The organism is Algoriphagus hitonicola, from assembly GCF_900113375.1.
Classification (GTDB): domain Bacteria; phylum Bacteroidota; class Bacteroidia; order Cytophagales; family Cyclobacteriaceae; genus Algoriphagus; species Algoriphagus hitonicola.
The window spans coordinates 220,778-243,993 of the sequence record NZ_FOPC01000001.1; the positions used below are offsets into that span (position 1 = coordinate 220,778).

The 23,216-nt window shown below is 41.7% G+C and carries 23 protein-coding genes; 9 read left to right on the top strand and 14 right to left on the bottom strand.

The window, feature by feature from the left end; genetic code table 11:
- The first annotated feature begins 59 nt into the window (after positions 1–59).
- A complete protein-coding gene (locus tag BM043_RS01040; protein ID WP_092788384.1) occupies positions 60–665 on the top strand; it encodes an alpha-ketoglutarate-dependent dioxygenase AlkB family protein in 606 nt (201 codons plus the stop codon).
- Here BM043_RS01040 and BM043_RS01045 read toward each other — a convergent pair.
- The gene (locus BM043_RS01045; protein ID WP_092788385.1) at positions 662–1,048 is read right to left on the bottom strand and encodes a response regulator; all 387 of its coding nucleotides are present in this window, start codon (positions 1,046–1,048) and stop codon (positions 662–664) included. The two genes, BM043_RS01040 and BM043_RS01045, sit on opposite strands and share 4 nt — an antisense overlap.
- 346 nt (positions 1,049–1,394) lie before the next feature.
- Positions 1,395–2,468 carry a peptide-methionine (S)-S-oxide reductase MsrA gene (gene msrA, locus BM043_RS01050; RefSeq protein WP_177188398.1) on the bottom strand — a complete coding sequence of 358 codons (1,074 nt, stop codon included), beginning with the start codon at positions 2,466–2,468 and terminating at the stop codon, positions 1,395–1,397.
- A 211-nt stretch (positions 2,469–2,679) separates the two neighbouring features.
- Here msrA and BM043_RS01055 point away from each other — a divergent pair, with 211 nt between their 5' ends.
- Positions 2,680–3,276: a porin family protein gene (locus BM043_RS01055; RefSeq protein WP_177188399.1), complete on the top strand. Its 597-nt coding sequence runs from the start codon at positions 2,680–2,682 to the stop codon at positions 3,274–3,276.
- On the opposite strand, the gene BM043_RS01060 is transcribed toward BM043_RS01055, so the two are convergent.
- Complete coding sequence (locus tag BM043_RS01060; RefSeq protein ID WP_092788388.1) at positions 3,277–3,930, bottom strand: GDSL-type esterase/lipase family protein; 654 nt, start codon at positions 3,928–3,930, stop codon at positions 3,277–3,279.
- Between the two features lie 220 nt (positions 3,931–4,150).
- Between BM043_RS01060 and BM043_RS01065 the strand changes: the two genes are divergently transcribed.
- From BM043_RS01065 to BM043_RS01075, 3 genes are all read left to right on the top strand, one after another.
- Positions 4,151–5,251, top strand: a complete 1,101-nt coding sequence (locus tag BM043_RS01065; RefSeq protein WP_092788389.1) for a DUF4407 domain-containing protein — start codon at positions 4,151–4,153, stop codon at positions 5,249–5,251.
- Positions 5,252–5,332: 81 nt separating this feature from the next.
- Entirely contained in the window at positions 5,333–5,590 is a 258-nt protein-coding gene (locus BM043_RS01070) for a DUF6364 family protein (RefSeq protein ID WP_092788390.1), read from the top strand.
- Positions 5,587–6,003: a type II toxin-antitoxin system VapC family toxin gene (locus tag BM043_RS01075; protein ID WP_092788391.1), complete on the top strand. Its 417-nt coding sequence runs from the start codon at positions 5,587–5,589 to the stop codon at positions 6,001–6,003. Before BM043_RS01070 ends, BM043_RS01075 begins: the two co-directional genes overlap by 4 nt.
- Positions 6,004–6,040: 37 nt before the next feature.
- On the opposite strand, the gene BM043_RS01080 is transcribed toward BM043_RS01075, so the two are convergent.
- The 4 genes from BM043_RS01080 to BM043_RS01095 all read right to left on the bottom strand — a co-directional run bounded on the left by BM043_RS01080 (position 6,041) and on the right by BM043_RS01095 (position 9,775).
- On the bottom strand, positions 6,041–6,790 hold the full coding sequence (locus tag BM043_RS01080) for a DUF5995 family protein (protein ID WP_092788392.1): 750 nt from the start codon (positions 6,788–6,790) through the stop codon (positions 6,041–6,043).
- Between the two features lie 3 nt (positions 6,791–6,793).
- Positions 6,794–7,519 carry a VIT1/CCC1 transporter family protein gene (locus BM043_RS01085; RefSeq protein WP_092788393.1) on the bottom strand — a complete coding sequence of 242 codons (726 nt, stop codon included), beginning with the start codon at positions 7,517–7,519 and terminating at the stop codon, positions 6,794–6,796.
- Between the two features lie 259 nt (positions 7,520–7,778).
- A complete protein-coding gene (locus BM043_RS01090; protein WP_092788394.1) occupies positions 7,779–8,174 on the bottom strand; it encodes a DUF779 domain-containing protein in 396 nt (131 codons plus the stop codon).
- Between the two features lie 74 nt (positions 8,175–8,248).
- Positions 8,249–9,775 (bottom strand): aldehyde dehydrogenase family protein, encoded by a 1,527-nt coding sequence (locus BM043_RS01095; protein WP_092788395.1) that lies wholly within the window; start codon positions 9,773–9,775, stop codon positions 8,249–8,251.
- Positions 9,776–9,945: 170 nt separating this feature from the next.
- On the opposite strand from BM043_RS01095, the gene BM043_RS01100 reads away from it, so the two are divergent.
- Positions 9,946–10,872: an AraC family transcriptional regulator gene (locus BM043_RS01100; RefSeq protein WP_092788396.1), complete on the top strand. Its 927-nt coding sequence runs from the start codon at positions 9,946–9,948 to the stop codon at positions 10,870–10,872.
- Positions 10,873–11,319: 447 nt separating this feature from the next.
- Here the strand turns inward: BM043_RS01100 and BM043_RS01110 are convergent, their stop codons facing one another.
- The 3 genes from BM043_RS01110 to BM043_RS01120 all read right to left on the bottom strand — a co-directional run bounded on the left by BM043_RS01110 (position 11,320) and on the right by BM043_RS01120 (position 14,651).
- Positions 11,320–11,973 (bottom strand): peroxiredoxin, encoded by a 654-nt coding sequence (locus BM043_RS01110; RefSeq protein WP_092788398.1) that lies wholly within the window; start codon positions 11,971–11,973, stop codon positions 11,320–11,322.
- A gap of 204 nt (positions 11,974–12,177) precedes the next feature.
- Positions 12,178–13,254, bottom strand: coding sequence for a cytochrome d ubiquinol oxidase subunit II (cydB, locus tag BM043_RS01115; RefSeq protein ID WP_092788399.1), 1,077 nt, complete (start codon positions 13,252–13,254; stop codon positions 12,178–12,180).
- Between the two features lie 2 nt (positions 13,255–13,256).
- Entirely contained in the window at positions 13,257–14,651 is a 1,395-nt protein-coding gene (locus BM043_RS01120) for a cytochrome ubiquinol oxidase subunit I (RefSeq protein WP_092788400.1), read from the bottom strand.
- A 289-nt stretch (positions 14,652–14,940) separates the two neighbouring features.
- Between BM043_RS01120 and BM043_RS01130 the strand changes: the two genes are divergently transcribed.
- On the top strand, positions 14,941–15,588 hold the full coding sequence (locus BM043_RS01130; RefSeq protein WP_092788718.1) for a Crp/Fnr family transcriptional regulator: 648 nt from the start codon (positions 14,941–14,943) through the stop codon (positions 15,586–15,588).
- Here BM043_RS01130 and BM043_RS01135 read toward each other — a convergent pair.
- The 3 genes from BM043_RS01135 to BM043_RS01145 are packed head-to-tail and all read right to left on the bottom strand — an operon-like array spanning position 15,581 to position 17,242.
- Positions 15,581–16,612 carry a glycosyltransferase family 4 protein gene (locus tag BM043_RS01135; RefSeq protein WP_092788402.1) on the bottom strand — a complete coding sequence of 344 codons (1,032 nt, stop codon included), beginning with the start codon at positions 16,610–16,612 and terminating at the stop codon, positions 15,581–15,583. The two genes, BM043_RS01130 and BM043_RS01135, sit on opposite strands and share 8 nt — an antisense overlap.
- Positions 16,609–16,950, bottom strand: coding sequence for a HepT-like ribonuclease domain-containing protein (locus BM043_RS01140; protein WP_092788403.1), 342 nt, complete (start codon positions 16,948–16,950; stop codon positions 16,609–16,611). Before BM043_RS01140 ends, BM043_RS01135 begins: the two co-directional genes overlap by 4 nt.
- Complete coding sequence (locus BM043_RS01145; RefSeq protein WP_092788404.1) at positions 16,934–17,242, bottom strand: nucleotidyltransferase family protein; 309 nt, start codon at positions 17,240–17,242, stop codon at positions 16,934–16,936. Before BM043_RS01145 ends, BM043_RS01140 begins: the two co-directional genes overlap by 17 nt.
- A gap of 171 nt (positions 17,243–17,413) precedes the next feature.
- Between BM043_RS01145 and BM043_RS01150 the strand changes: the two genes are divergently transcribed.
- Positions 17,414–18,532 (top strand): 6-bladed beta-propeller, encoded by a 1,119-nt coding sequence (locus BM043_RS01150; protein ID WP_092788405.1) that lies wholly within the window; start codon positions 17,414–17,416, stop codon positions 18,530–18,532.
- Positions 18,533–18,593: 61 nt separating this feature from the next.
- On the opposite strand, the gene leuS is transcribed toward BM043_RS01150, so the two are convergent.
- The gene (leuS, locus tag BM043_RS01155; protein WP_092788406.1) at positions 18,594–21,368 is read right to left on the bottom strand and encodes a leucine--tRNA ligase; all 2,775 of its coding nucleotides are present in this window, start codon (positions 21,366–21,368) and stop codon (positions 18,594–18,596) included.
- A 172-nt stretch (positions 21,369–21,540) separates the two neighbouring features.
- On the opposite strand from leuS, the gene BM043_RS01160 reads away from it, so the two are divergent.
- Positions 21,541–23,130 (top strand): peptidase dimerization domain-containing protein, encoded by a 1,590-nt coding sequence (locus BM043_RS01160; protein WP_092788407.1) that lies wholly within the window; start codon positions 21,541–21,543, stop codon positions 23,128–23,130.
- Positions 23,131–23,216 lie beyond the last annotated feature (86 nt).

Genomic DNA, 23,216 nt, shown 5'->3' on the forward strand with positions numbered 1-23,216 from the left:
AATTGAATAGCTCGTCTGAAAAAATAAACTTTCATGCTTCTGGCCTAGTTTTGATTTTGATGCAACAAGATTTATTTCTACTTAAATATAGAAATTTGCTTCCCTATCAGGGAGAAGTGGGTTTTTATGATGGATTTTTGGCGCAGGAGGTGGCGGATCTTTTTTTTAAACTCCTAGAAGATCAGGTACCTTGGAAGCAAGAACCCATTTGGATGTTTGGGAAAAAAGTAATGCAGCCACGTCTGACAGCGCTGTTTGGAGATCCTGGCGTGACTTATTCCTATTCAGGTATTGAAATGAAAGCCTTGGATTGGATTGAACCTTTGGCTGAAATTAGACAGCGATTAAAAGCTCATACCTCGGTAGATTTTACCCATGTTTTGCTCAACTATTATCGAGATGGTAAGGATAGTATGGGTTGGCATCGGGACAATGAGTCAAGTTTGGGTAAAAATCCCTGCATTGCCTCAGTAAGTTTAGGTGCTACGCGGAATTTTCAGATTCGCCATTATGAGTCAAAATCAAACAAAATTGACATTCCTTTAAATCACGGAAGCCTCTTGATTATGGCTGGAGAAAGTCAACACTTTTGGGAGCACCAAATCCCCAAAACCAAAAAAGAACTTGGCCCCAGAATTAATTTAACATTTAGAAAATTGATTTAAAAGATTGCCTGCTCTTTCAAGCGCTCCAGATAATGAAGCATGAGCGGTTTTTCGATGTATTCGATTACAGACGGGTAGTCCATCGCTTTTCGCTTATCCTCAAAATTGACTGAAGAACTCAATAGCATTACTTTGAGATTGGAGTAGAGTTTTAGCGTTTCTATGAAATTGAGGACGTCCCAACCGTTGATGTCGGTCATATAAATATCCAGAAAGATCAGGTATTTCTCAGTATTTGGGGGAGTGCTTTTTAGAAAATCAATTATTTTTTTGCCGCTATCAAATTTTTTGGGACTAGGATTCAATCCTGATTTTTTGATGAGGATTTCATGCAAAAACAGGGTGTCGAGATCATCATCAACTAAGAGGATATCAAATTTCATAGGGCAGAGTGTGGTGATAAAACTGTTGTAAAATATTCATTTTTATGGATGAAAAGAACAAAAAACCTTAGATATGTTTTATTTTTCTTAGAAAAAGCAAATTCAAAGGGGATTTTCTGGAATTTGTTTTGAGATTTTGCAAAAGTAATGGGAACAATTCGTCAAGCCGTCAATAGGTAATCTAAGTTACCTGAGCTAAGTAGAATTCTTCCTTATTGAAATTTTAAGATAAAAAGGGTGAGATTTTGCCTATTTCAGTACAAATTTATTAAAAGAGTATAGGCTGAATTTTTTTTGAAAAACAATAATAACTGGGCTGTCTACCGAAGACAGCCCAGTTAGATAATCAATCCACTAACCAAATAAAATCACCGTATCCTTCAGCTTCCATCTCGCCTTTAGGGATAAATTTCATCGCTGCCGAATTCATGCAATAGCGAAGTTGGGTAGGCTCAGGACCGTCGTAGAACACATGTCCCACATGGCTATTGCCCAGCTTGCTACGGACTTCGACCCGGCTCATTCCCATGCTTTTGTCTATTGGTTTATCGATGATGCGAGCATCGATCGGTTTGGTAAAGCTAGGCCAGCCTGAGCCTGATTCGTATTTGTCCCTAGAGCTAAATAATGGTGCTCCAGAAACGATGCACACATAGATTCCATCTTCTTTATTGCCGTTGTATTCATTTTGGAAGGCATATTCGGTCTCGTCTTCCATGGTAACTTCATACTGAAGAGTAGTCAGCGTTTCTTTGAGTTCAGCTTTCGATTTGGCCGGATACTTTTCAGCGCTGAGCTCAGGCCAATGTTCTTTGATAAAGGCATCTCTGCCACTGCCATTCCGATAGGCATAGTATTCAGTTGGATTTTTTTTGTAATAATCCTGATGATAATCTTCTGCCTCATAGAAGTTGGTGAACTTGATGATTGGAGTGGCCACAGGCTTGTCAAATTTTCCTGAATCATCCAATCGCTTTTTAGACTCTTCGGCTACTTTCTTTTGCTCGGCATCGTGGTAAAAAATGGCGGATTCGTATTGACTTCCCCGATCATAAAAGGAACCTCCGACGTCAGTTGGGTCATAGGTTTGCCAGAAAATATCCACCAATTCCGAATAGCTGATGACTTCGGGATCAAAGATGATTTGAACGGATTCGCGATGCGAGGTTTTTCCTCCACTGACTTCACCGTAAGTCGGATTTTTTTCTTTGCCACCGGCATAGCCTGACATCACGGAGACCACTCCGTCGAGATCTTCAAATGGAGCTTCCACGCACCAAAAACATCCACCGGCAAAAGTGGCTTTTTCCGTTTTTCCGGAGAATTGTTCTGTTTTATCCCCCTCTGTGCTTGCCTGTTCATTGGATTGCTCTGGCGAGGTGCAGGCCATCAAAACAGCCAGAAAAAGCGATAGTATCATAGGATTTATTTTAAGGTGATATAGCATGAATTAATTAATTAAATATTAGTTTCTAGAGTTTGGTCTTGTATTTGAAACTGGAAAGGAAACACCAAAGTTCGCCTTGTGTTTGGAGTCAGTTCTTAAGATTTACGAAATATCCATAAATATGGGATTGACCCTGCTCTTGAAAAATGAATTTCGGTGGTTTAGCTACCAAAATATGACCAAAATGAAGAAATCACTGATAGTTTCTGGAGTTGTCGTTTTGTTTATCTTTCAGGCATTCGCTGTTTTCGGACAGCAAGGATCCGGCCTAGGTGTAAAAGGGGGGATGAATTATAATACTTCTGGGAAATACTTCAAGGATGCCGAATCCGTATGGAAGGATCCTTTAGGTGTGGTGGGGTACCACGCGGGTATTTTTTACACGATGAATTCCTATGACATCTACCTGAGACCAGAGTTGGTGTATACCGAAACCCGATTCAATACGGGCTTGCAAGAGGCCGAAGCCAAGCGGATTGATGCACCGATTTTAGCTGGGATTCGCTTATTCAGAATCGTCAATGTGTTTGGCGGACCATCTTTTCATTATACACTTGAGGATAATTTTATTCCTGACAATTCGGAGGATTTCAACCGCCGCCTACGGATGGGCTATCAGTTTGGAATGGGCGTTTCCTTGGGGCCTGTGGGAGTGGACTTACGCTATGAGCGGGAATTCAATGATCAAAAATTTAAATTTGACCGGGTTTTTGGTCAGGATCAAAGCTTCCGTTCACAGCAAATTGTGCTGGCCGTTTCGCTACGGGTTTTTGGACCTTGATCAATCAAAGTAAGGCTTAAAAATCGATTCCCATATTTGATATCCTTCGGCATTTAAATGCAGCTGATCATTGAGGTAAAGCTCGGGTCTGGGCTGTCCGTTGGTATCTGTCAAAGCAGCCCAAGTATCCACAAAATTCACTTTTTCTTTTCTTTTTGAAAGTTGTAGGAGTTGTTGATTCAAATTCCGGTATTGGGATTCCTTTTCCCAGCGACTTGGACTGGGTTTAGCACCGATCAAATAAATTTCTGTCTGAGGGTTGGCTAGATGAATCCGGCTAATTATATCCTCAAAAGTTTCCATGATTTCCTCGGTTGGGACATCTGCCCAGATGTCATTGTCTCCTTCATAAATAAAAACTCGGGCTGGCTCATATTTCAAGACCAAAGGAAACAAATGGCGCTGAAGGTCCTTTGCCTGGGATCCTCCAAATCCAGTGTTGAGAAGTTCATGGTTAGGAAAAGTTTCAGCCAAATCACTCCACATTCGGATTGTAGAACTCCCCGTGAAAATAGTGGAGCCTGGAGCCCAAACTAAGCTGTCAATTTTCTCTGTGAGTTTTCTAACTTCCTGATCAAAGGTATTGGTTTGGCAAAATCCAATCTGCAGCGAAAGAAGGATTAGGTAGCTGAATAAGCCGATGAATTTTTTCATAGATCAAACATAATCTAAAATCAGGCATGTGCAAAACCGATCATCCCCTGCTCATATTCGTACAGGATGGACATTCTTCCTTTTTGTCCAAATTGTTTTTGATCCTCCAGAAATGCCATTCTATCCCTGTATTGGGGCAATTGTCCCTAGGTCAATCTGATAGGATGTTTTTGGTGAGATTTTAGCGTTTAAAATTCAGACCAAACATAAAATCTTACCTATGAACAATTTAACCCAATTTTTCTGGTTTTGCAGCGGTGCTAATTTTTCCATTCTCAAGCGGACTCCAACCGAATCGAATAAATATGTCGGGATCGGAGCTACGGTATTTTTTACCGGCGTATTGGCAGCCTTAGCTGCTGGTTATGCCTTGTTTACGGTGTTCCAAAGCTTGATCCCATCCATCGGTTTTGGGTTGCTTTGGGGCTTGATGATCTTTAATCTGGATCGATTTATCGTATCGAGTATGCGTAAAAAAGAAAATGCATGGGCTGAGTGGAAGCTGGCGATTCCGAGGTTGGTCTTGGCCGTACTGTTGGCATTAGTGATTTCTAAGCCGCTGGAATTGAAAATGTTTGAGCGGGAGATTAATCGAAAACTGGACGAGAAAAGGACGGAATTTATCGCAGAATCCAAGGCTAACTTGGCTAGAGGATTCCCTGAAATACAAGCTTTGGAAGCTAAAATTGATACCCTAAAGTCAGAAGTTTCTGATGCGGAGAACTTTCGGGATCAGGTTCAACAGGGATATGATGCAGAGCGCTTTGGAGAGAAAACAAGTGGAACCAGTGGGATTGTCGGACTAGGTACCAATGCCAAGAAGAAGGAAGAGCAGCTGGATGCTGCACAGCTGGCACTGGAGCAATTGAGAATTAGAAATCAAATTCGAATTGACACCATTGAAACCCAGATTCGTGAATTTATGGCTCTGCGTCAAGCTGAATTTGAAAAGCAGCAACCCGGAATCGAAGGCTTTGATGGACTGGCAGCCCGAATGGATGCACTGTCGATTTTGACCACCGAAAGTTCCGCAATGGCGATGGCCAACGTCTTTATCATGTTACTTTTTATAGCGATCGAGACAGCGCCGATTTTCGTCAAATTGATTTCGCCGCGCGGACCCTATGATGAACTTTTGGAATTGCACGAAGATCGCGTCAAGCTTTTTAAAGGTGAGAAATGGACGATTGCCAAAGGAGAATCCGAGGCTCGTGTAGGTTATTTTCAGGAAACACTTTTTTATGCTACTGATTTGAAAAAGGAGAAAACCAATCGGAAAAATCGAGCTGAAACTGATCGGGAATTGGCAAATTGGGATTGAAAAAGCGAAGAAAATGAGAGAGTTGCTTTGAATTACGTATAAATATTTTTTTCTTTACGGTATAAATTAATTGAGAGTGCCATGGATACTAAAATCACTTTGTCTTTTAATAAAGACATCATCAACAGAGCCAAGGATTTTGCCGATCAAAATAACATCAGCCTTTCTAGGCTGACGGAGTTTCTTTATGCTCAAATGACTTCCAAAAATTACCAATCGTTGGAGGAGCTACCGATTGCTGATTGGGTAAATATGGTGTCTGAGGGTGAGGTAGAATATAAGCGCTCGCCATCGAGTCGAAAAGCAATGAAAGATGAGTTTTTTGGTAGCAAAAAATGAAGGTTTTTCTCGATGCGAATGTTTTGGTTTCTGTATTAAATAAGGAATATCCGCTTTTTCCGCATTCGGCGCGAATCGTAAGTTTGGCTGATAACCTAAGCTATCAACTTTTTACGACCCCCATTTGCTTGGCAATCGCCTTCTATTTTGCAGAGAAAAAAAGTGGAGCGGGTCTTGCCAAACGGAAAATGGAAATTCTTTCTTCCAAGCTTCATATTGCTTCGGTCGATTCAGTAGTGGTTTCTCGAGCAGTTTCTGATCCTAGTGTAGTTGATTTCGAGGATGGTTTGGAGTATTATTCCGCTTTGCTGCATGATTGTCAAGCCATCATCACCGAGGACTCGGAAGGCTTTTATTTTTCTGAGATTCCCGTATTTGGATGTAGGAAGTTTTTGGATGAAGTGGTGTTTTGAACCGGCAACCATCTAACGACTTTGAACTTTTGGATGCTTATTTCATAGCCATTTGATCCAACTGTTCCATTGTTTTGCTGACGGATTTCCATTCTGCGAATGCTACGATTTTGATCAAAAAACCCAAGAGTTTTCCGGGATTGATGAGTTTGTTAGCCAATGCTGAGATGTTTTTGTCCCGGCCTTGAATTTGAAATTCCTTGTCAGGGTCTGTATGGTATTCACCTGCATATTTCCAAGCACCGTCCCGTGCTAGCTGAATGGAAAAGTTGAGCAGCATTTCATCTTTGCCCTTAGCCAATGGAATTAACCAGCCAAAAATCGGAGAAATCAGGCTGATATTAGCTTTGACACCATCGATCAGTTCGGCGAGAATTTCATTGATTTTATCAAAATCGGCTTTGATGTCCAATAGATTTTTTCCGTTCATGGTTTCTGAAGCAGCAATTCCTAAATCCAAATTAATATGCGCATTGATTCCCAAAAAAAGGTGTTGCAAAACCAAGTACTTGGGATTTTCACTTGCTTCAAAGGCTATTTTCCAACTTTGAGTCGGAGTTTGTCCCGATTTCCAAAGATCATAAGCTAGGATGAAGCGCTGGGCAAAAAGCACGTCCAGCAATTCCATTCGCGGATTATCCAGAAATTCCCCTGCCAAGATCCCGTCTCGGATTCTACGGGTGACTTGCCGGTAGAGAATAGCAAAGTAACCCATGCGGCTTTGGGTTTGATGGCATTCGGAAACGATTTGATCCATCCGGATTAGGACGTCGTTGATTGTCGTCATAGATCAATTGATAAAAAATCCTTCTAATAAATCCCCAACATAGTAAGCGACCAACGCGGCCAGTAGACCGAGACCGACAGTTTCTACAATACTTCTGAATGTGGAGGTTTGATTTGTCCAGCTTTTCATCCATCCAACTAGAAGAAATGCAAATCCAGTCAAAATACTGGTATATAGAAATATATGTTGATTGATTGGGCTAAAAAAATCAATTAAATAAACAAAAAGAGGGATGAAGCCCACCAAAACAAAAGACACAAGTGTAGCTAATCCGATTTTGAATGGACTCTTGTTTTCTTCCATCATTTCCAATTCGTCCTTCATCATTTCGGCCACCCAAAGGTCTTTGTTGGAGCAAATCTGATGCACGACCTGATCGAGCAAATCTCCTTTGAATCCTTTGGCAGCGTAGATTTCCCGGATTTCTTCCTTCTCTTTTTCAGGAATATTTTCCACTTCCCAATATTCTATTTTTTCATGCTTTTTGAAGTTTTCCTGATCTGTTTTGGCTGAAAGGTAGGCGCCAACTGACATTGAAAATCCATCTGCCAGAAGATTAGCAAAGCCCAAAATCAAAATAATTCCAGTATCCAAATCGGCCCCAAACCCACCAGCGACAACTGCAAAAGTGGTTACGGCTCCATCAATACCTCCGTAAACAAACTCCCGCATGTACTCCTGCAGCTTTCCCAGTTTCCGGTTTTGGCCATGAATTTCTAGTTCGCTCATAGATTTTGGGTAAAGTAAAAATTGCTTGAGCTATGAATATAAGAAATTATGAATATCCGTAATTCTGCAAGTAGCCAAATATTCTTTGATAATCGGGTTGGAAGACCGATGTCCGAAGACCGAAGTTTGCTCAAAGTGAACTTTCAAGCTGATTTTTGGTGGTTTAATTTCTTTACTGGCAAAGAAGCGGATAATTAGATAAGAAATATTGGAGTTTAGATATTCAGCTAGTCGATAAAAACTAATTAACCTTAAGCTCTTATGGGTTCAAAACTTCCTCGCCGGTTTTAGTAGGTTCGAGATTTTCAATTTCTTCCATAGTAAACATTCTGGATCGGATCATAAAACGGATACCCATTGGGATTTCGATCGAAAAACTGCTTCCTCTTCCGGGGGTAATATCCAAAGTCAGCTGGGTGTGTTTCCAATATTCAAACTGATCTGCGGACATGAAAAAATCACAACCATAGACTTCTCCCAGCCAAATATCCTGAGACCCGACTTTGAAATCTCCTTTTTCGAAACACATCGGTGAAGAACCGTCACAGCAACCTCCGCTTTGGTGAAACATCAGCTCCCCGCCGAATCGCTTTCTTAAGGTATCAATGGTTTCTTTTGCGGCATCAGTGATTAGGACTCTTTTGGTATAAGTCATGGGTTTTTGAGTTTTTTAAGCATTAAAAGGCGGGGTTTATTTTCCCCGCCTCTGATCCAAAGAAATGGTCAATTCTAGAAGAATCCTAATTTCTGCTTACTATATGAAATCAACATATTTTTGGTTTGACGGTAATGATTGAGCATCATCAGATGATTTTCACGACCAAATCCGGATTTCTTGTAGCCCCCAAATGGCGCATGAGCTGGATAGGCATGGTAACAATTGACCCAAACTCGGCCTGCCTTGATTGCTCTTGGTACCTGATAGAGCTCGTGTGCATCTCTTGACCAAAGTCCAGCGCCTAGTCCATACATCGTGTCATTGGCGATTTCGATGGCTTCCTCGGTGGTTTTGAAGGTGGTCACACAGGTCACCGGCCCAAAGATTTCCTCCTGAAATACCCGCATTTTATTATGGCCTTTGAGAATAGTCGGCTGTACGTAGTATCCATTTTCCAGTCCGGAATTCAAACCGGCTTTAGCTCCGCCCGTCAAAACGGTAGCTCCTTCCTCTTTTCCGATTTCGATGTAGGAAAGAATTTTCTCATACTGATCATTAGAAGCTTGAGCACCCATCATGGTGTCCTCCGCAAGTGGATGTCCCATTTTAATGGCTTTTGTTCGTGCAATCACCTTTTCCATAAAGACATCATATATGTCTTCATGAACCAAAATTCTCGATGGACAAGTACATACTTCTCCTTGGTTGAGGGCAAACATGACCGCGCCCTCCACACATTTGTCAAAGAAGTCATCGTCGGCATCAGCGATTGATTTCATGAAAATATTTGGGGATTTACCGCCTAGTTCCATCGTGACTGGGATGAGATTTTCAGATGCATACTGCATGATGAGTCGTCCCGTGGTGGTTTCTCCGGTGAAAGCTACTTTAGCCACCCTGGATGAAGTGGCTAAAGGCTTGCCCGCTTCAGGTCCAAATCCAGTCACAACATTCAATACTCCTGCTGGAAGCACTTCTGAGATCAGTTCCATCAAGACCATAATGCTGGTCGGCGTTTGTTCTGCAGGCTTCACGACGGTACAGCAACCGGCAGCTAGGGCAGGTGCAATTTTCCAGGTAGCCATCAGCAGCGGAAAGTTCCAAGGAATAATTTGCCCTACGACTCCGAGAGGCTCGCTGAGTGCGATGCTTACAGTATGCTCATCATGTTCTGAAATCGAGCTTTCGTCAGCTCTTATAACTCCTGCAAAATAGCGGAAGTGATCCACACAAAGCGGAAGGTCAGCAGCTCTTGTTTCTCTAAGAGCTTTGCCATTATCCATGGTTTCGATCCGGGCGAGCATTTCAAGATTTTGTTCGATGACGTCAGCGATTTTATTTAGGACTCTCGAACGCTCGGCCGCGGAAGTTTTGGACCAAGTTTTAAAAGCCTCATGTGCAGCGTCCAAAGCTTTCTCAATATCTTCCTTATTTCCTCTGGCAGCTTTCGAAAAAACCGATCCGTCAACTGGCGATATATTGTCAAAATATTCTCCGCTGCTGGGAGCTACCCACTTTCCGCCGATAAAATGATCGTATTTTTCTTTTACTTGTGGCCTTTCTACTGGAGTGGCCTGTGATAATGTTAGTGTACTCATTTTTCAGTTATTTTGGTTTTAATCAAAATTGCAGAATTAATACTTGAAAAAATGACACGAGATGCGCAAACAATGTCACTGAATTGCTGATTTACTATTTTTAAGAAAAAATCACCTATCAACCGCAATCCAGCACTTTTATAGTCAGATTGTTATTGGTAAATTACATGATGTCCCAAAGTAACTTTATCTCTGGAGTGCCTTGGAGAAATCCCAAGGACTTGAAAACTCTCGTCGAAAACCGTACAACTTACACCTTAGAGGATTGTGAGCTGAATATTTTTGAAACGCATCAGGAAGCCGCTGATGTCAATCTTGTATTTGGTGATTTGGTGCTGACCACCATGCTGAAGGGTAAAAAAGTCATGCATCTCTTTGATAAGCCGGGTTTCGATTATTTGCCTGGCGAATCGGTTATCGTTCCTCCCAATGAGGTTATGAAAATTGATTTTCCAGAAGCAAAATGGGAAAATCCAACGCAATGCATTGCACTCTCGATCTCAAAAGAAATGATCGAAAATACATTCAATATGCTCAATGAGCGATTTTCAAATCGGGTACTAACGCAAGAGTGGGGATTGGACTTGAGTTATTTTCACCTGATCAATACCAATGAATTGAGCGAAATCATCAATCGATTTATTAAAATAGGAGTGAAGGAACGTTCCCGAGAAAAAGATTTGATTGCTTCCTTGGCGCTAAAAGAACTCTTGATCCGATTGAGTCAGACTCAGGCCAGAGATATGCTCGAAAAGACCTACAAACAACTCGCTTCTGGAAATAGACTGGCCTATGTGGTTGATTATATCAAGCAGCGGATTCGTGAAGAGTTGAGTTTGGAGGAGCTTGCAAATCAAGCTTGTATGAGTAAGGCTCATTTTCTCCGGAGTTTCAAACAAGAGCTAGGTTTAACACCGATGGAATATGTGCTTAAAGAACGGCTTAAACTGGCCAAAAACTATTTGAAATTAGGAGGCTTCCAAATCAAAGAAGTCGCGATAATGGCTGGATTTAAAAATATCAGCTATTTCATTCGGGCATTCAAGCAGGAATTTGGGAAAACCCCAAAAGTATATCAAACTGGCTTGGCGGGGTAGCTTGATGTTGCCGCTTTAAAGACACTTTGCTCATGGAGATCAGGATTTTTTAAAAATTCTCAAAAAATTATTTACTGATTTTATGTATTTCTAATCATTTTCCTTAAGTTTAATAAATTTTGGTACTCAAAAAAGTTACTCAATCAATTTGTTTACCAAATTTTATATGGTTTTAATCCATTAACAATAGACCCACTTAGAGAGCTTATTTTCGAATAAGCTCTCTTTTTTTATGCCTAGTTTTTAATATTTTTTGAGGAAATAAAGAAAGGTGGTTTAAAATAAAACCTAATTTTTCAAAAATTATGTTGTATAATAAAAATCTGGTTTGATATCTGTAAATTTTATTGTCTAAATTATATTTTGTTTTTAATGTCGGATATAAAAAAACCTTCCCGAAAATTTCGAGAAGGTTTCCCACTTAATTAACCCTTTAATCCAAAAATCTTAATCTTTTGGTAACTCTCTCTTTGCCAAATAGAAATCTACCATTTCATAATCGCTCGCTTCTCGTTCAATCATTTCAGCGACGGTCTTTGGTGGAGAGACGATTGCCTTTTCGCCAGGGACCCAATTCAGCGGAAGCGAAACTTTATGCTTGTCGGCTGTTTGTAGGGCAATCAAAGCACGTTTGATTTCCTCCATATTTCGACCCACATTCAATGGATAGTACATGATTAATCGGATTTTTCCGGCCGGATCGATGAAGAATACCGCCCGAACCGCAGCAGTTTCACTTTCCCCGGGCTGGAGCATTCCATAGAGTTTGGATACGCTCATGTCGATATCGGCAATGATTGGGAATTCGAAAAGAACTCCTGTATTTTTCTTCACATTATTGACCCAAGCAATATGAGCGTGAATAGAGTCTATACTTAATCCCACCAGTTTGGTTTGATGCTCATCGAAGAAGTCTTGATCCAAAGCAAATCCAGTCATCTCTGTAGTACACACCGGTGTAAAGTCAGCCGGGTGGGAGAATAGAATCGTCCAAGAGCCCTTGATATATTCGGAAAATTTCATTTTTCCGGTAGTGGTCATCGCTTCAAAGTCAGGAGCAGGGTCTCCTATTCTTGGCATAGTTATTTGTTGGTCTTCCATATCTGTAATTAATTATCGTTTTTTAATATTGATAGAACAAATCTACCTCCTATCTTTTCTTTATATCGTGACTAAGGTCACCTCGGGGAGAGAATTCGGGCAATTAGTTTATAGATATTTTCTATACCCCATAAAAAAAAATCAGACAACCGAAGATGTCTGATTTTGAATGATTTGACTATGATTTTTCATCACCAAGACGACTTAATAACTGCTTTCGTCCAACTTTACTTTTCCTCGGTAAGTCCAGTAAATTATCGTGGTATATGCTGCCACAAAGGGTAAACCAAACGATGCAAGGATCGCCATGGTCTTCAGCGTGTATTGAGAAGATGCTGCATTATAAATATCCAGATTATAGGTCGGGTCGAGATTGGATATCATCATGTTAGGGAAGATGCCTAAAGCAAATAGTAAGACCACGGCGGCAATCATACTAGATGAGGAGATAAAGGTCCAGCCTTCCCGGCCTTTGGAGAGCACCCGCGGGATGTTGGCTATTGCCAAAATATTTAATAAAACCACCGTCCATGCAAAAACTGAAATCAGAGTTTCATGATTTTCTACCAACTCGTGTTTGCTACCCGGAAGATCGATCGTGCCAAAGGAGAAATTCGCGATCATCTCGGGCTTGAGATAAATAGTCAAGCCTGAAAAAAAGACGTAGAAAATTACAAAAATCCAGTAGTTCACTTTAACCCATTTTTGAACTTGTTTCTGAAGCTCCCCTTCTGTTTTCATGTTTAAATAAATCCCGCCATGTAAGGAAAACATGGTCAAGGAAAAAAATCCGGCTGTAATAGAATAGGGATTGAGCAGGTCGAAGAAATTCCCCTGATATTCCATATCGCTTCCAATAGGGAAACCTAGGACGACATTTCCAATGGCAATACCAAAAAGCAAAGCAGCTAAAATGGATCCGATACTAAAACCCCAATCCCAAAATGAACGCCATCGTGGATTTTCCTCTTTGCTTCGAAACTCAATAGAGACCGCTCTAAAGATCAAGGCAATCAACAGCAACATAAAGGGCAAATAAAACCCTGAAAATGCCGTGGCGTAAACATTCGGAAAAGCAGCAAATAGCGCTCCGCCAGCCGTGATTAACCAAACTTCATTGCCATCCCAGACCGGCCCGATCGCATTCATCAAAATGCGTCGGTCATGATCTCCCTTGCTTCGTAAATGAAGGATGCCTACGCCGAGATCAAATCCGTCCAAGATCGCATAGCCGATCAGTAAAATGCCCACTAGAATATACCAAACTACGTTATAATCCATGATTAATTCGGTTTAATGACGTCCATACGTTCTGACTTTTTATGATATCCAGCTTCTACATCACTGGAAAGATGCTCAGGCCCGTGTTTGATCTCCCGATCCAAGACATAGAGCCAGACGAAAAACAGGAGAATATACACCAGGACAAAAAGGGTCAGGGATATCATCACCTCAGGAGCTGAGATGGATTTCGAAACGCCCTCACTTGTTCGTAGCAATCCTTGTACAATCCACGGCTGCCTACCTCGCTCGGCAGAAACCCATCCCAGCTGATTTGCCATGACAGGAAGTGCGACAGCTGGAATGTAGAGCTTGATCAGCCAAGACCACTTTGGCGTGAAAAGCTGTCTTTTCCAAAGTAAGAATAAGCTCAGCAGCGTCACCCCAATAAATAACATCCCCAGTGCCACCATCAGGTGATAGCTTTGGAAAACCCCATTGACTGCGGGCCAATCCTCTTCTGGAAATTCCTCCAATCCTTTTACTTCTCCATCAAAATCTCCATGAACCAGAAAGCTGAGCATTCCAGGGATGGCGATCCCGGAGGTTTTCCTAGTCTCCGGATCAGTCCAGCCAAAAAGATAAAGTGGTGCGTTGGTTTGTGTTTCATATAGTCCTTCGAAAGCTGCCAGTTTCGCCGGTTGCCAGTCATTGACAATTTTGGCATGCTCATGCCCGAGAAAGGGCTGAGCGAGAGATGAAACAGCTGCAAGGCCTAAAGCAATGGCAAATGATTTTTTGGCGAATTCTACATGTTTCTTTTTGATCAGATAGTAAGCCGAGACACTCATTACCAGAAAAGCCCCCTGGATCCAAGCCCCAAAAATCACATGGGTAAATCGGACCATGGCAGAAGGGTTGAAGACCATTGCCCAGAAATCAGTAATCACTGCCCGACGGATGCCGTAATCCACCACGATCTCATAAGCGACGGGTGTTTGTTGCCAGCTGTTGGCCACTACGATCCAAAAACCGGAAAGAATACTGCCCACGGCGACCATGATGGTCGAAAACAAGTGCATTCCCGGCTTGACCCGATTCCAGCCAAAAAGCAAAATGGCCAAAAAGCCCGATTCCAAGAAGAAGGCAAAAATACCTTCCGCGGCCAAGGGTGAACCGAAAATATCTCCCACAAAGCGGGAATAAGTGGACCAGTTGGTGCCAAATTCAAACTCCATCACGATGCCGGAGGCTACACCAACTGAGAAGTTAGCGGCAAAGATCTTGATCCAAAATCGGGTGATTTTTTCATAAATCTTCTTTTTGGTGATCAAAAAGAGGGATTCATATATCACCAGCAATAATCCCAAACCGATACTGAAAGGAGGGAAAATGTAATGGAACATGATGGTAAAGGCGAATTGGATCCGCGAGAGCGTTTCGACATCCCAGTTCATAGCGTTGTTTTTTTAGATTTCTTGTAGGTCCAAAAAGCTATTCCAATAAAGATCAATCCCATGATGATTTTAAGAATTTTGCTGGTGTCAAATCCTCCGATAGATTCGGGTATAAAAGGAAGCCGATCAACTATTCGGAAAAAAAGCATAAGCCCCAGCCCAGCCAAAAAAAGAATTTTTACCTTTCCATTCATCATTTTTATTTTCTCTTTGGAACAAAGTGACACAAAATTAGCTTTGAAAAAAAAGTATGAGGTGACCCATGTCACTCACTTTAAAATTAGCCATCATGATAGAGAAATCGAAATCAATTTCCAGTTTTATTCAAGATCATTTTTCCAGTTTTGAAGCCGAGTTGGCAGCAGAAATTAAGGCGTGTGGGCAAATAGCCACTTTCAAAGCAGATGAATTGATGATGGATATAGGTCAAAAGGTAGAAATTATTCCTTTGATTGTATCAGGTTCGGTGAAGGTTTTTCGGGAAGATGAAGATGATCATGAGTTATTTTTATACTATTTGGCCGAGGGTGAAGCTTGTGCGATCACGATGATCTGCTCGGCTCGCGAAGGGTATTCAAAAATCAAGGCGATTCCTGAGGAGGATACCACCGTCATTGCTGTTCCGATTTCCAAGCTTGACGAGTGGATGATCAAATACAAGACATGGTATTATTTTGTGATGGACACCTATCAGGATCGCTTCGAGGAATTACTAAAAGTCGTCGATGGGATTGCCTTCCATCGCATGGATGAGCGCCTGATCGAATACTTGGAAAAGAATACTGAAGCGAGTCAGAGGAAAGTGGTGCAAAAAACCCATCAGCAGATTGCTCAGGAACTGAACTCGAGTAGAGAAGTGATTACTCGTTTACTGAAAAAACTGGAACAACGGGGAGTGGTAAAAGTCAACAGAAATCAGATCGAATTACTTAGCTAATCAAGTTTAAAGCCCTCAATAGTGCGTTTTTTCTTGTTTCAAAATTAAAGAAGTGGTCAATTCGCTCGGCGGATTTTTTTGAAAAGGAGCTAATATCCGTGTTTTGAAGTTCAATGATTTTAGATTCAAGAATGAAAAGGTCTTTTTGATTTAAAATCACTCCCGTATTCCCAATAATCTCCGGAATCGCCCCGACAGCCGAACCAATCGGCACACAGCCGCAGGCCATGGCTTCTCCTAGCGCGTTGGGGAAACCTTCAGATGTGGAGAGTTGAAAATAGAATTGATGGGAATTGTAATATTCCAAGAGTTCGGAAGCATCCATTTTACCTAAAACAGTCACATTTTCATTTGGAGAAAAATAGCCTGAGTCACCCACCAACGTAAAACTCCAATCAGCATGTTTTTTTGCCAATTTCTCGATCAAATCATAGCCTTTGACCTGTGCGCGGGAAGGATTAGAAGTACCTGTCGCCACGGAGATAAAACTCATGGGTTTTCGCTCTTTCCCTAAATTCCTCCAAAAATCAGTATCAAAGCCATTTGGGATCACCTGAATGGGAGTTTTCAAATCGGAAATCAGGTTGAGCAATCCTTGCTTGGGATTGATCTGAGGATCGTAGAAATAATTTTGCTTAACCAAAGCCTCCGCCACGGGCAAAATCAACGTACAGTTCTTAAAGGAATAAATGGTAGCTTTTCGGAGCCATTTTTTTCTGAAATTGCCATAGCCGATCTCCGGCATATTCATGCAGTCGGTGCCACCAGCCTGGATGCTGCATTTTTTTCCAAAAGCCTTCCCAAACCAAACCGGTAAAACGCTATGATACCCCCCAAAAAAGCAGAGATATTGATTTGTTTTGGGCAAAAACCAGAGCAATTGAAAAAACTGCAAAATGAAATAAAAAGGCAGTTGGATCGGACTTTGAGTAAATTCCAAAGGCTGGATCTCAGATACCGGCCGGATCATTTCTAAATCACGGTCGATAAAGGCGGTGTGAACAGGGAAGGTGTAGAGGATCATTTTTCCTCGAGGAGTTTTTTGACTTCTATTTTCAAAACAGGGAAGTGATCCGTTAGAGTTTTAGTGATTATTAAATATGAAATGGATTCATATTCATGAGCTATATAATTTCTGGCTCCAATGATTTCATTTGCGTCGGAGATCGGGATCTTGGGATCGAGTCTGATTAATCTTTTGGTGGCCTCACCTATAATTTCAAGATTTCGCTCAACTGCCCTAAGCGTCTTTCGATCTCCAGTTAGGTGTTCGATTGTGATTTCGTTTCCATCAAAGAAGGATTCGATTTCATCAATACAGGTCAAAATATCAAAAAGGTATTTTTTAATTTTCCGACTCATACAAAAGAGCTTTTGTTTCGTCTATTTCTTCTTTAAAGTAAGGATTGCTAACTGACCTGTATTCTATCAGATCAATTTCTCTATTAAGAAGTGTTTCCAATTCTTCTTTGAGAGTAAAAAAGTTAGTTACATACTTTTCAATATCTTGCATATGGAATTCCACCAAAAAATCCACATCGCTTTCTTCATTGAATGCTGTAGTCAGAACCGAACCAAAGGCATAAAGCTTCGCGACTTTGTGTTTTTCACAAAGGGTCTTAATAGCCTCACTATTTGCATTAAGTAGATTCACGAATTAAATATAAACTAATTCAATTAGAAAAAGAAAGGTTTAGAATGAGAGAGAAATGGGCTTTTTTACCAAAAGAAAGGTTGGGTTGGTAATGTGAAATATAAATAGGTAATTGTTGTAATTATTTAATCTTTACCATTATTTTAACTCAAGTTTCATAAAAAGTTAAAAATGAAAATAAAATTTATCCTCCCCATATGCTTGGGGTTTTTAGTGTCAGGATGTAGTGAAAACAAGAAAACTTTCGAGGTGGAGGTTTGGAATTTACATCAGACTCAATTATCCGAATTGAAACTTTCGGAATTGGTATCCAAAGATTATCAGTTAGTCCCGTTGGAGACCACGGATAGCTCTTTAATTTCCAAAATTGACAAAATAATCATTGGGGGAGACTATATTTTTGTTTTAGATGGGTTTTCAAATGATAAGGTGAAGCGTTTTTCCCAAGAAGGAAAATACCTTGGAAAAATAGGAAATGCTGGAGCCGGTCCCGGAGAATATCGAAATCCCGTCGATATGTATATTGATGGTGATTTTTTAATGATTTATGACAATCCAGATAATCTTTTAAAGTACGATTTTGAAGGGAAATTTATCGAAAATATACGAACTGGAGAAACCGGATTTAAGCTTGAAAAATCAGGAGATGGGAACTATGCGCTCATAAACGGGGGCTTAGAACACAATCTATTGGTGATGAATGAAAATTTTCAGGATAAAAAAACCTTTTTTCCATACAAAAGCAGATTTGTGGATCAGTTGATTCTTTATCCCTTGGTGAAGCTGAATGATGGCAGTTTGCTTTATAGGAGATATTTGAATGATACGATTTATAAAATTGAGTCCAAAGAACCCATACCTTATTTGGTGTTGGATCATGGGGAAGATTCATTTTCACTTGAAAAAAATTGGTCTGAAAAAGAAATTAATGACTCGAAACTGGAAGGAAGCCTTGCAAACTATGCAGTAAATCAATTGTATCTTGAAAATTCCACGCATCTATTGGTTTTCTTTTTCAAGAAATCTACTCCACAATTCGCTGTAAGAAATAAAAAATCCAAAGCATCAGTTTTATTGGATTTCATCAATTTTGAGAATGATATTACTTTCAGCCAGAATTTTGCCTTTACCCATGTCTCCAATGATAATTTTATTGCAGCCGTTGATCCTGCTTTTATTTTCATGAATAAATTGGAAAATGAATCTTATCCTGATAAAATGATGCCTATTTTGGAGGGTTTAGAGGAAGGAGATAATCCGATTTTGCTGATAGCGAAATTCAAGATTTAAATTAAATGAGAAGGTTAGTCAAACAAAAGGGCCGAAAGAATATCTCTCGGCCCTTTGATTTTTACACCACCAAATTCACAATCTTGCCCGGTACGACAATCACCTTTTTAGGGGCTTTGCCCTCGAGCCATTTTTGTACGGTAGTATCGGTCAGAGCCGCTTTTTCGATGTCTTCTTTGCTAAGATTAAGACTCAAGTTAAGCTTAGCCCGCATTTTTCCATTGATCATGACCGGATATTCGAAATTGCTCTCGACCAGATACTCTTCTTTGAATTCAGGGAATCGAGCAGTCGTGATCGAACTTGAATGACCCAACAGGGACCAGAGTTCCTCAGCGATATGTGGTGCATACGGAGAAATCAAAACCGCCAAAGGCTCCAACACTTCTCGCTTGTTGCATTTCAGTGCAGTCAGCTCATTTACACAGATCATAAAGCTGGATACCGATGTATTGAAGGAATAATTGGCCATGTCTTCTTCCATCTTTTTGATGGCTTTATGAAGAGCTTTCAGTTCTTCTTTGCTTGCTTTTTCATCAGGAACGGCAAATTCTCCTTTTCCGTCATGGTACAGGTTCCACAGCTTTCTCAAGAACTTAAACACCCCGTCGATCCCGTTTGTATTCCAAGGTTTAAACTGCTCCAAGGGTCCGAGGAACATCTCATACAATCTAAGCGTGTCGGCCCCATATCGCTCGATGATATCGTCCGGATTGACCACGTTGTACTTGGACTTGGACATTTTTTCTACCTCGGCTCCACATAGGTATTTGCCTTCCTCCAGGATAAACTCCGCATCGGCTAAGTCCGGTCTCCAAGCTTTGAATTTGTCCAGGTTTAGCTGATCATTGTGGACAATATTTACATCCACGTGCATGGCGGAGGTATCGTATTGATCTTTTAAACCTAAGCTTACAAATTTGTTGGTTCCTTTGACTCGATACACAAAATTTGACCTTCCCTGAATCATCCCTTGGTTGATCATCTTTTGGAAAGGTTCGTCGATGCTTACCACGCCCAAGTCGTACAAAAACTTGGTCCAGAATCTGGAATACAACAAATGACCCGTCGCATGCTCAGAACCTCCTATATACAAGTCCACCGCACCCCAGTAATCGGTTTTGGTTTTGTCTGCAAAAACGGTCTTGTTTTTCGGATCCATGTAGCGGAAGAAGTACCAGCTCGATCCTGCCCAGCCCGGCATGGTCGAGAGTTCTAAGGGATATTCTCCATCAGTGGTTTTATAGGTCCAATCTTTTGCCCTCCCAAGTGGCGGTTCCCCGTCTTCGGTTGGCAGGTATTTATCCACCTCAGGCAAAACCAAAGGCAAGTCTTTTTCATCAATCAAATAGGGCAAGCCATCCTTAAAATAAACCGGAAGCGGTTCGCCCCAATAGCGCTGACGGGTGAAAATCGCATCCCGCATGCGGAATTGGATTTTTCCCTTTCCGATTCCTTTTTCTTCCAAGAATTCGATGGCTTTTTCCATAGCTTCCTTCATGTACAAGCCGGATAAAAATCCCGAATTGATGATCAAACCGCCTTTGCCGGGGAAAGAACCGTTTTCCATCGAGCCTTCGATGACTTGTCTGACTTCCAACCCGAAGTGCCTAGCAAAGTTGTAATCGCGTTCGTCGTGTGCAGGCACGGCCATCACGGCGCCAGTGCCGTATCCAGCCAATACGTAATCGGCAACCCAAATCTGAATTTCTTCTCCATTAAATGGATTGATGGCATAGGATCCGGTAAAGGCGCCGGAGATGGTTTTGACATCACTCATGCGCTCTCGCTCAGAGCGGTTTTTGGCAACTTGAATATAGGCTTCAGCGGTTTCCCGCTGATCATCGGTGATGAGTTCGGCGGCTAAATCTGACTCCGGTGCCAAAGCCAAATAAGTAACGCCATAAATCGTGTCGATCCGAGTAGTGAAAACTTTGATTTTTTTATCAGAATCTTTGACTTGAAATACCATCTCAGCACCGATGGATTTTCCGATCCAGTTTCGCTGCATTTCTTTGATGGGCTCGGACCAGTCCACTTTTTCCAAGCCTTGCAAAAGTCGATCTGCATAGGCTGTGATTCGCATGGACCACTGCATCATTTTTTTGCGTTCTACCGGATGACCTCCTCTTTCGGAGAACCCGTCCTTCACTTCGTCATTGGAAAGCACCGTTCCCAGCGCCGCGCACCAGTTGACCGTGGTTTCAGCCAAGAATGTCAACCGGTATTTGAGCAGCATTTCCTGCTTTTCTTTCTTGGAATAAACATTCCAATCCGCTGCGCTAAAAGTCGGAGTATCCTCATCGCAAACTGCTTTTACTTGGAGATTCCCTTCTTTTTCAAATCGAGAAATGAGGGAGTCGATGGACAAAGCTTTGTCGGCATTCAAATCGTAATAGCTGTTAAACAGCTGCATAAAAATCCACTGCGTCCACTTGTAGTAAGATGGGTCCGAGGTACGAACTTCGCGATCCCAGTCGAATGCGAAGCCGATATTTTTCAATTGCTCGGTATAGCGTGCAATGTTCTGCTCTGTGGTGATGGCAGGGTGCTGTCCAGTTTGGATGGCATATTGCTCAGCGGGCAGTCCAAAGGAATCATAACCCATGGGATGAAGGACATTGAAGCCTTTGAGTAGCTTAAATCGGCTGACAATATCCGATGCGATATATCCCAGAGGGTGGCCGACGTGCAAACCTGCACCGGATGGATAAGGAAACATGTCGAGGGAGTAAAACTTGGGACGATTAGGGTCCACTTCGGCTTTAAAGGTGCCTTTTTCTTTCCAGTAGCCTTGCCATTTTTTTTCGGTTTCCCTGAAATTATATTCCGCCATAATTGAATATTTCTTTATTTTTAAGCTAAACGCCTGCAAAAATAGAAAAATCAAGTGGCTTTGGTAGTCAAATCTTCAATTCCTGTCGTGTTCTTATTTTTCCGCTGGTCAATTTTGTGATGGGAATTGGAAGCTTTTTGGTAATTTCCACTGGATCAATTAAGCTAATCAAATGACAAAAAAGGTACTATTCAGCCTATGCTTGCTTTTAGGAGTGAGCTTGGTGGCTTTTGGGCAAAAGAAATTTTCACCCAAACAAATCGAAGCACTAAAAACAGAAGTGGCTCAGGTCGTCCAAGACAATCATAAACAGAGTCAAATGATGGTGGACAAGATTTTCAGTTTTGCGGAGCTGGGCTTCCAAGAAATTGAATCCTCCAAATACCTTACCGGAGTTTTGGAGGAAAACGGATTTGAAATTGAAACTGGAATCTCCGGAATCCCTACAGCTTGGTGGGCCACATGGTCCAATGGTGACGGACCGGTCATCGCGCTGGGCTCCGATGTGGATAATATCCCCAAAGCCTCTCAATATCCCGGTGTAGCTTTTCACAAACCCATGGTAGAGGGTGCGCCAGGACACGGGGAAGGACATAATGCGGGGATTCCTTTGAATATTACAGCTGCACTCGCGGTAAAAGAAATCATGGAACGAGAAAATATCGGGGGCACGTTGATCCTTTGGCCGGGAATCGCCGAGGAGTTGGTGGCTGCAAAAGCTTGGTACACTCGGGATGGCTTATTTGAGGGGGTGGATCTGTGTATTTTTACCCATGTATCCAATAATTTGGGAGTGAGTTGGGGGCAAGCAAACGGAACAGGCCTGATTTCGGTTGAATATACCTTTTCGGGAGATGCCGCTCACTCTGCCGGAGCACCATGGAGAGGTAAAAGTGCAGCTGATGCTGCGGAGTTGATGAATATTGGATGGAATTATAAGCGGGAGCATTTGCATCCACTCAAGCGCTCTCACTCTGTCATAACTGATGGGGGAGATCAGCCGAATGTGGTTCCTTCCAAGGCTTCTATTTGGTATTATTTCCGAGACGTAAAGTATGATGGGATTATGGAAATGTACGAGCAGGCCAATAATATCGCCAAAGGAGCCGCTTTGATGACTGAAACCACGATGGATTACAAAGTGCTGGGGACGGCATGGCCGAGACATTTTAATAAAACTATCGCCGAAACTATGCACGCCAATATTCAAAACGTGGGATTACCGGAGTGGGATGAAAATGATCAAACCTTGGCCAAGGCAGTTCAAAAAGAAATGGGCTCTGAAGAAAAGGGGCTGGCTACTGAATTGGTTGACTTGGGAGTTCCATCTGAGGAGATCAGAAGTGGAGGTTCTGACGACATCGGAGATATTTCTTGGGTGGTACCGACGGTGACCTTGCGTTTCCCATCGAATATTCCCGGATTGCCGGGGCATCACTGGAGTAATGCGATTGCGATGGCGACTCCGATTGCCCACAAAGGGGTGACACAAGGTGCCAAAGTGGAAGCGATGACGATTTTGGACTTTTTGCTTCAGCCGGAGTTGGTCGATCAGGCTTGGGATTATTTCAACAATGTGCAAACCAAAGAGGAAACCTACAAGCCGATGATTACGGCAGATGATGACCCTCCGATTTACCTAAATGAGGGAATCATGAATCAATTCCGACCTGAGTTGGAGAAGTTTTATTACGATGAGACGAAGTACGATACCTATTTGGAGCAGTTGGGAGTAACGTATCCGACCTTGAAAAAAGACTAAGGATTTATGAAAAGCATCAAGACCTTTGAGGTTTTTGAAACCTCGAAGGTCTTTTGTCAAAGATGTTTAAAAAGGTGAAATGATGA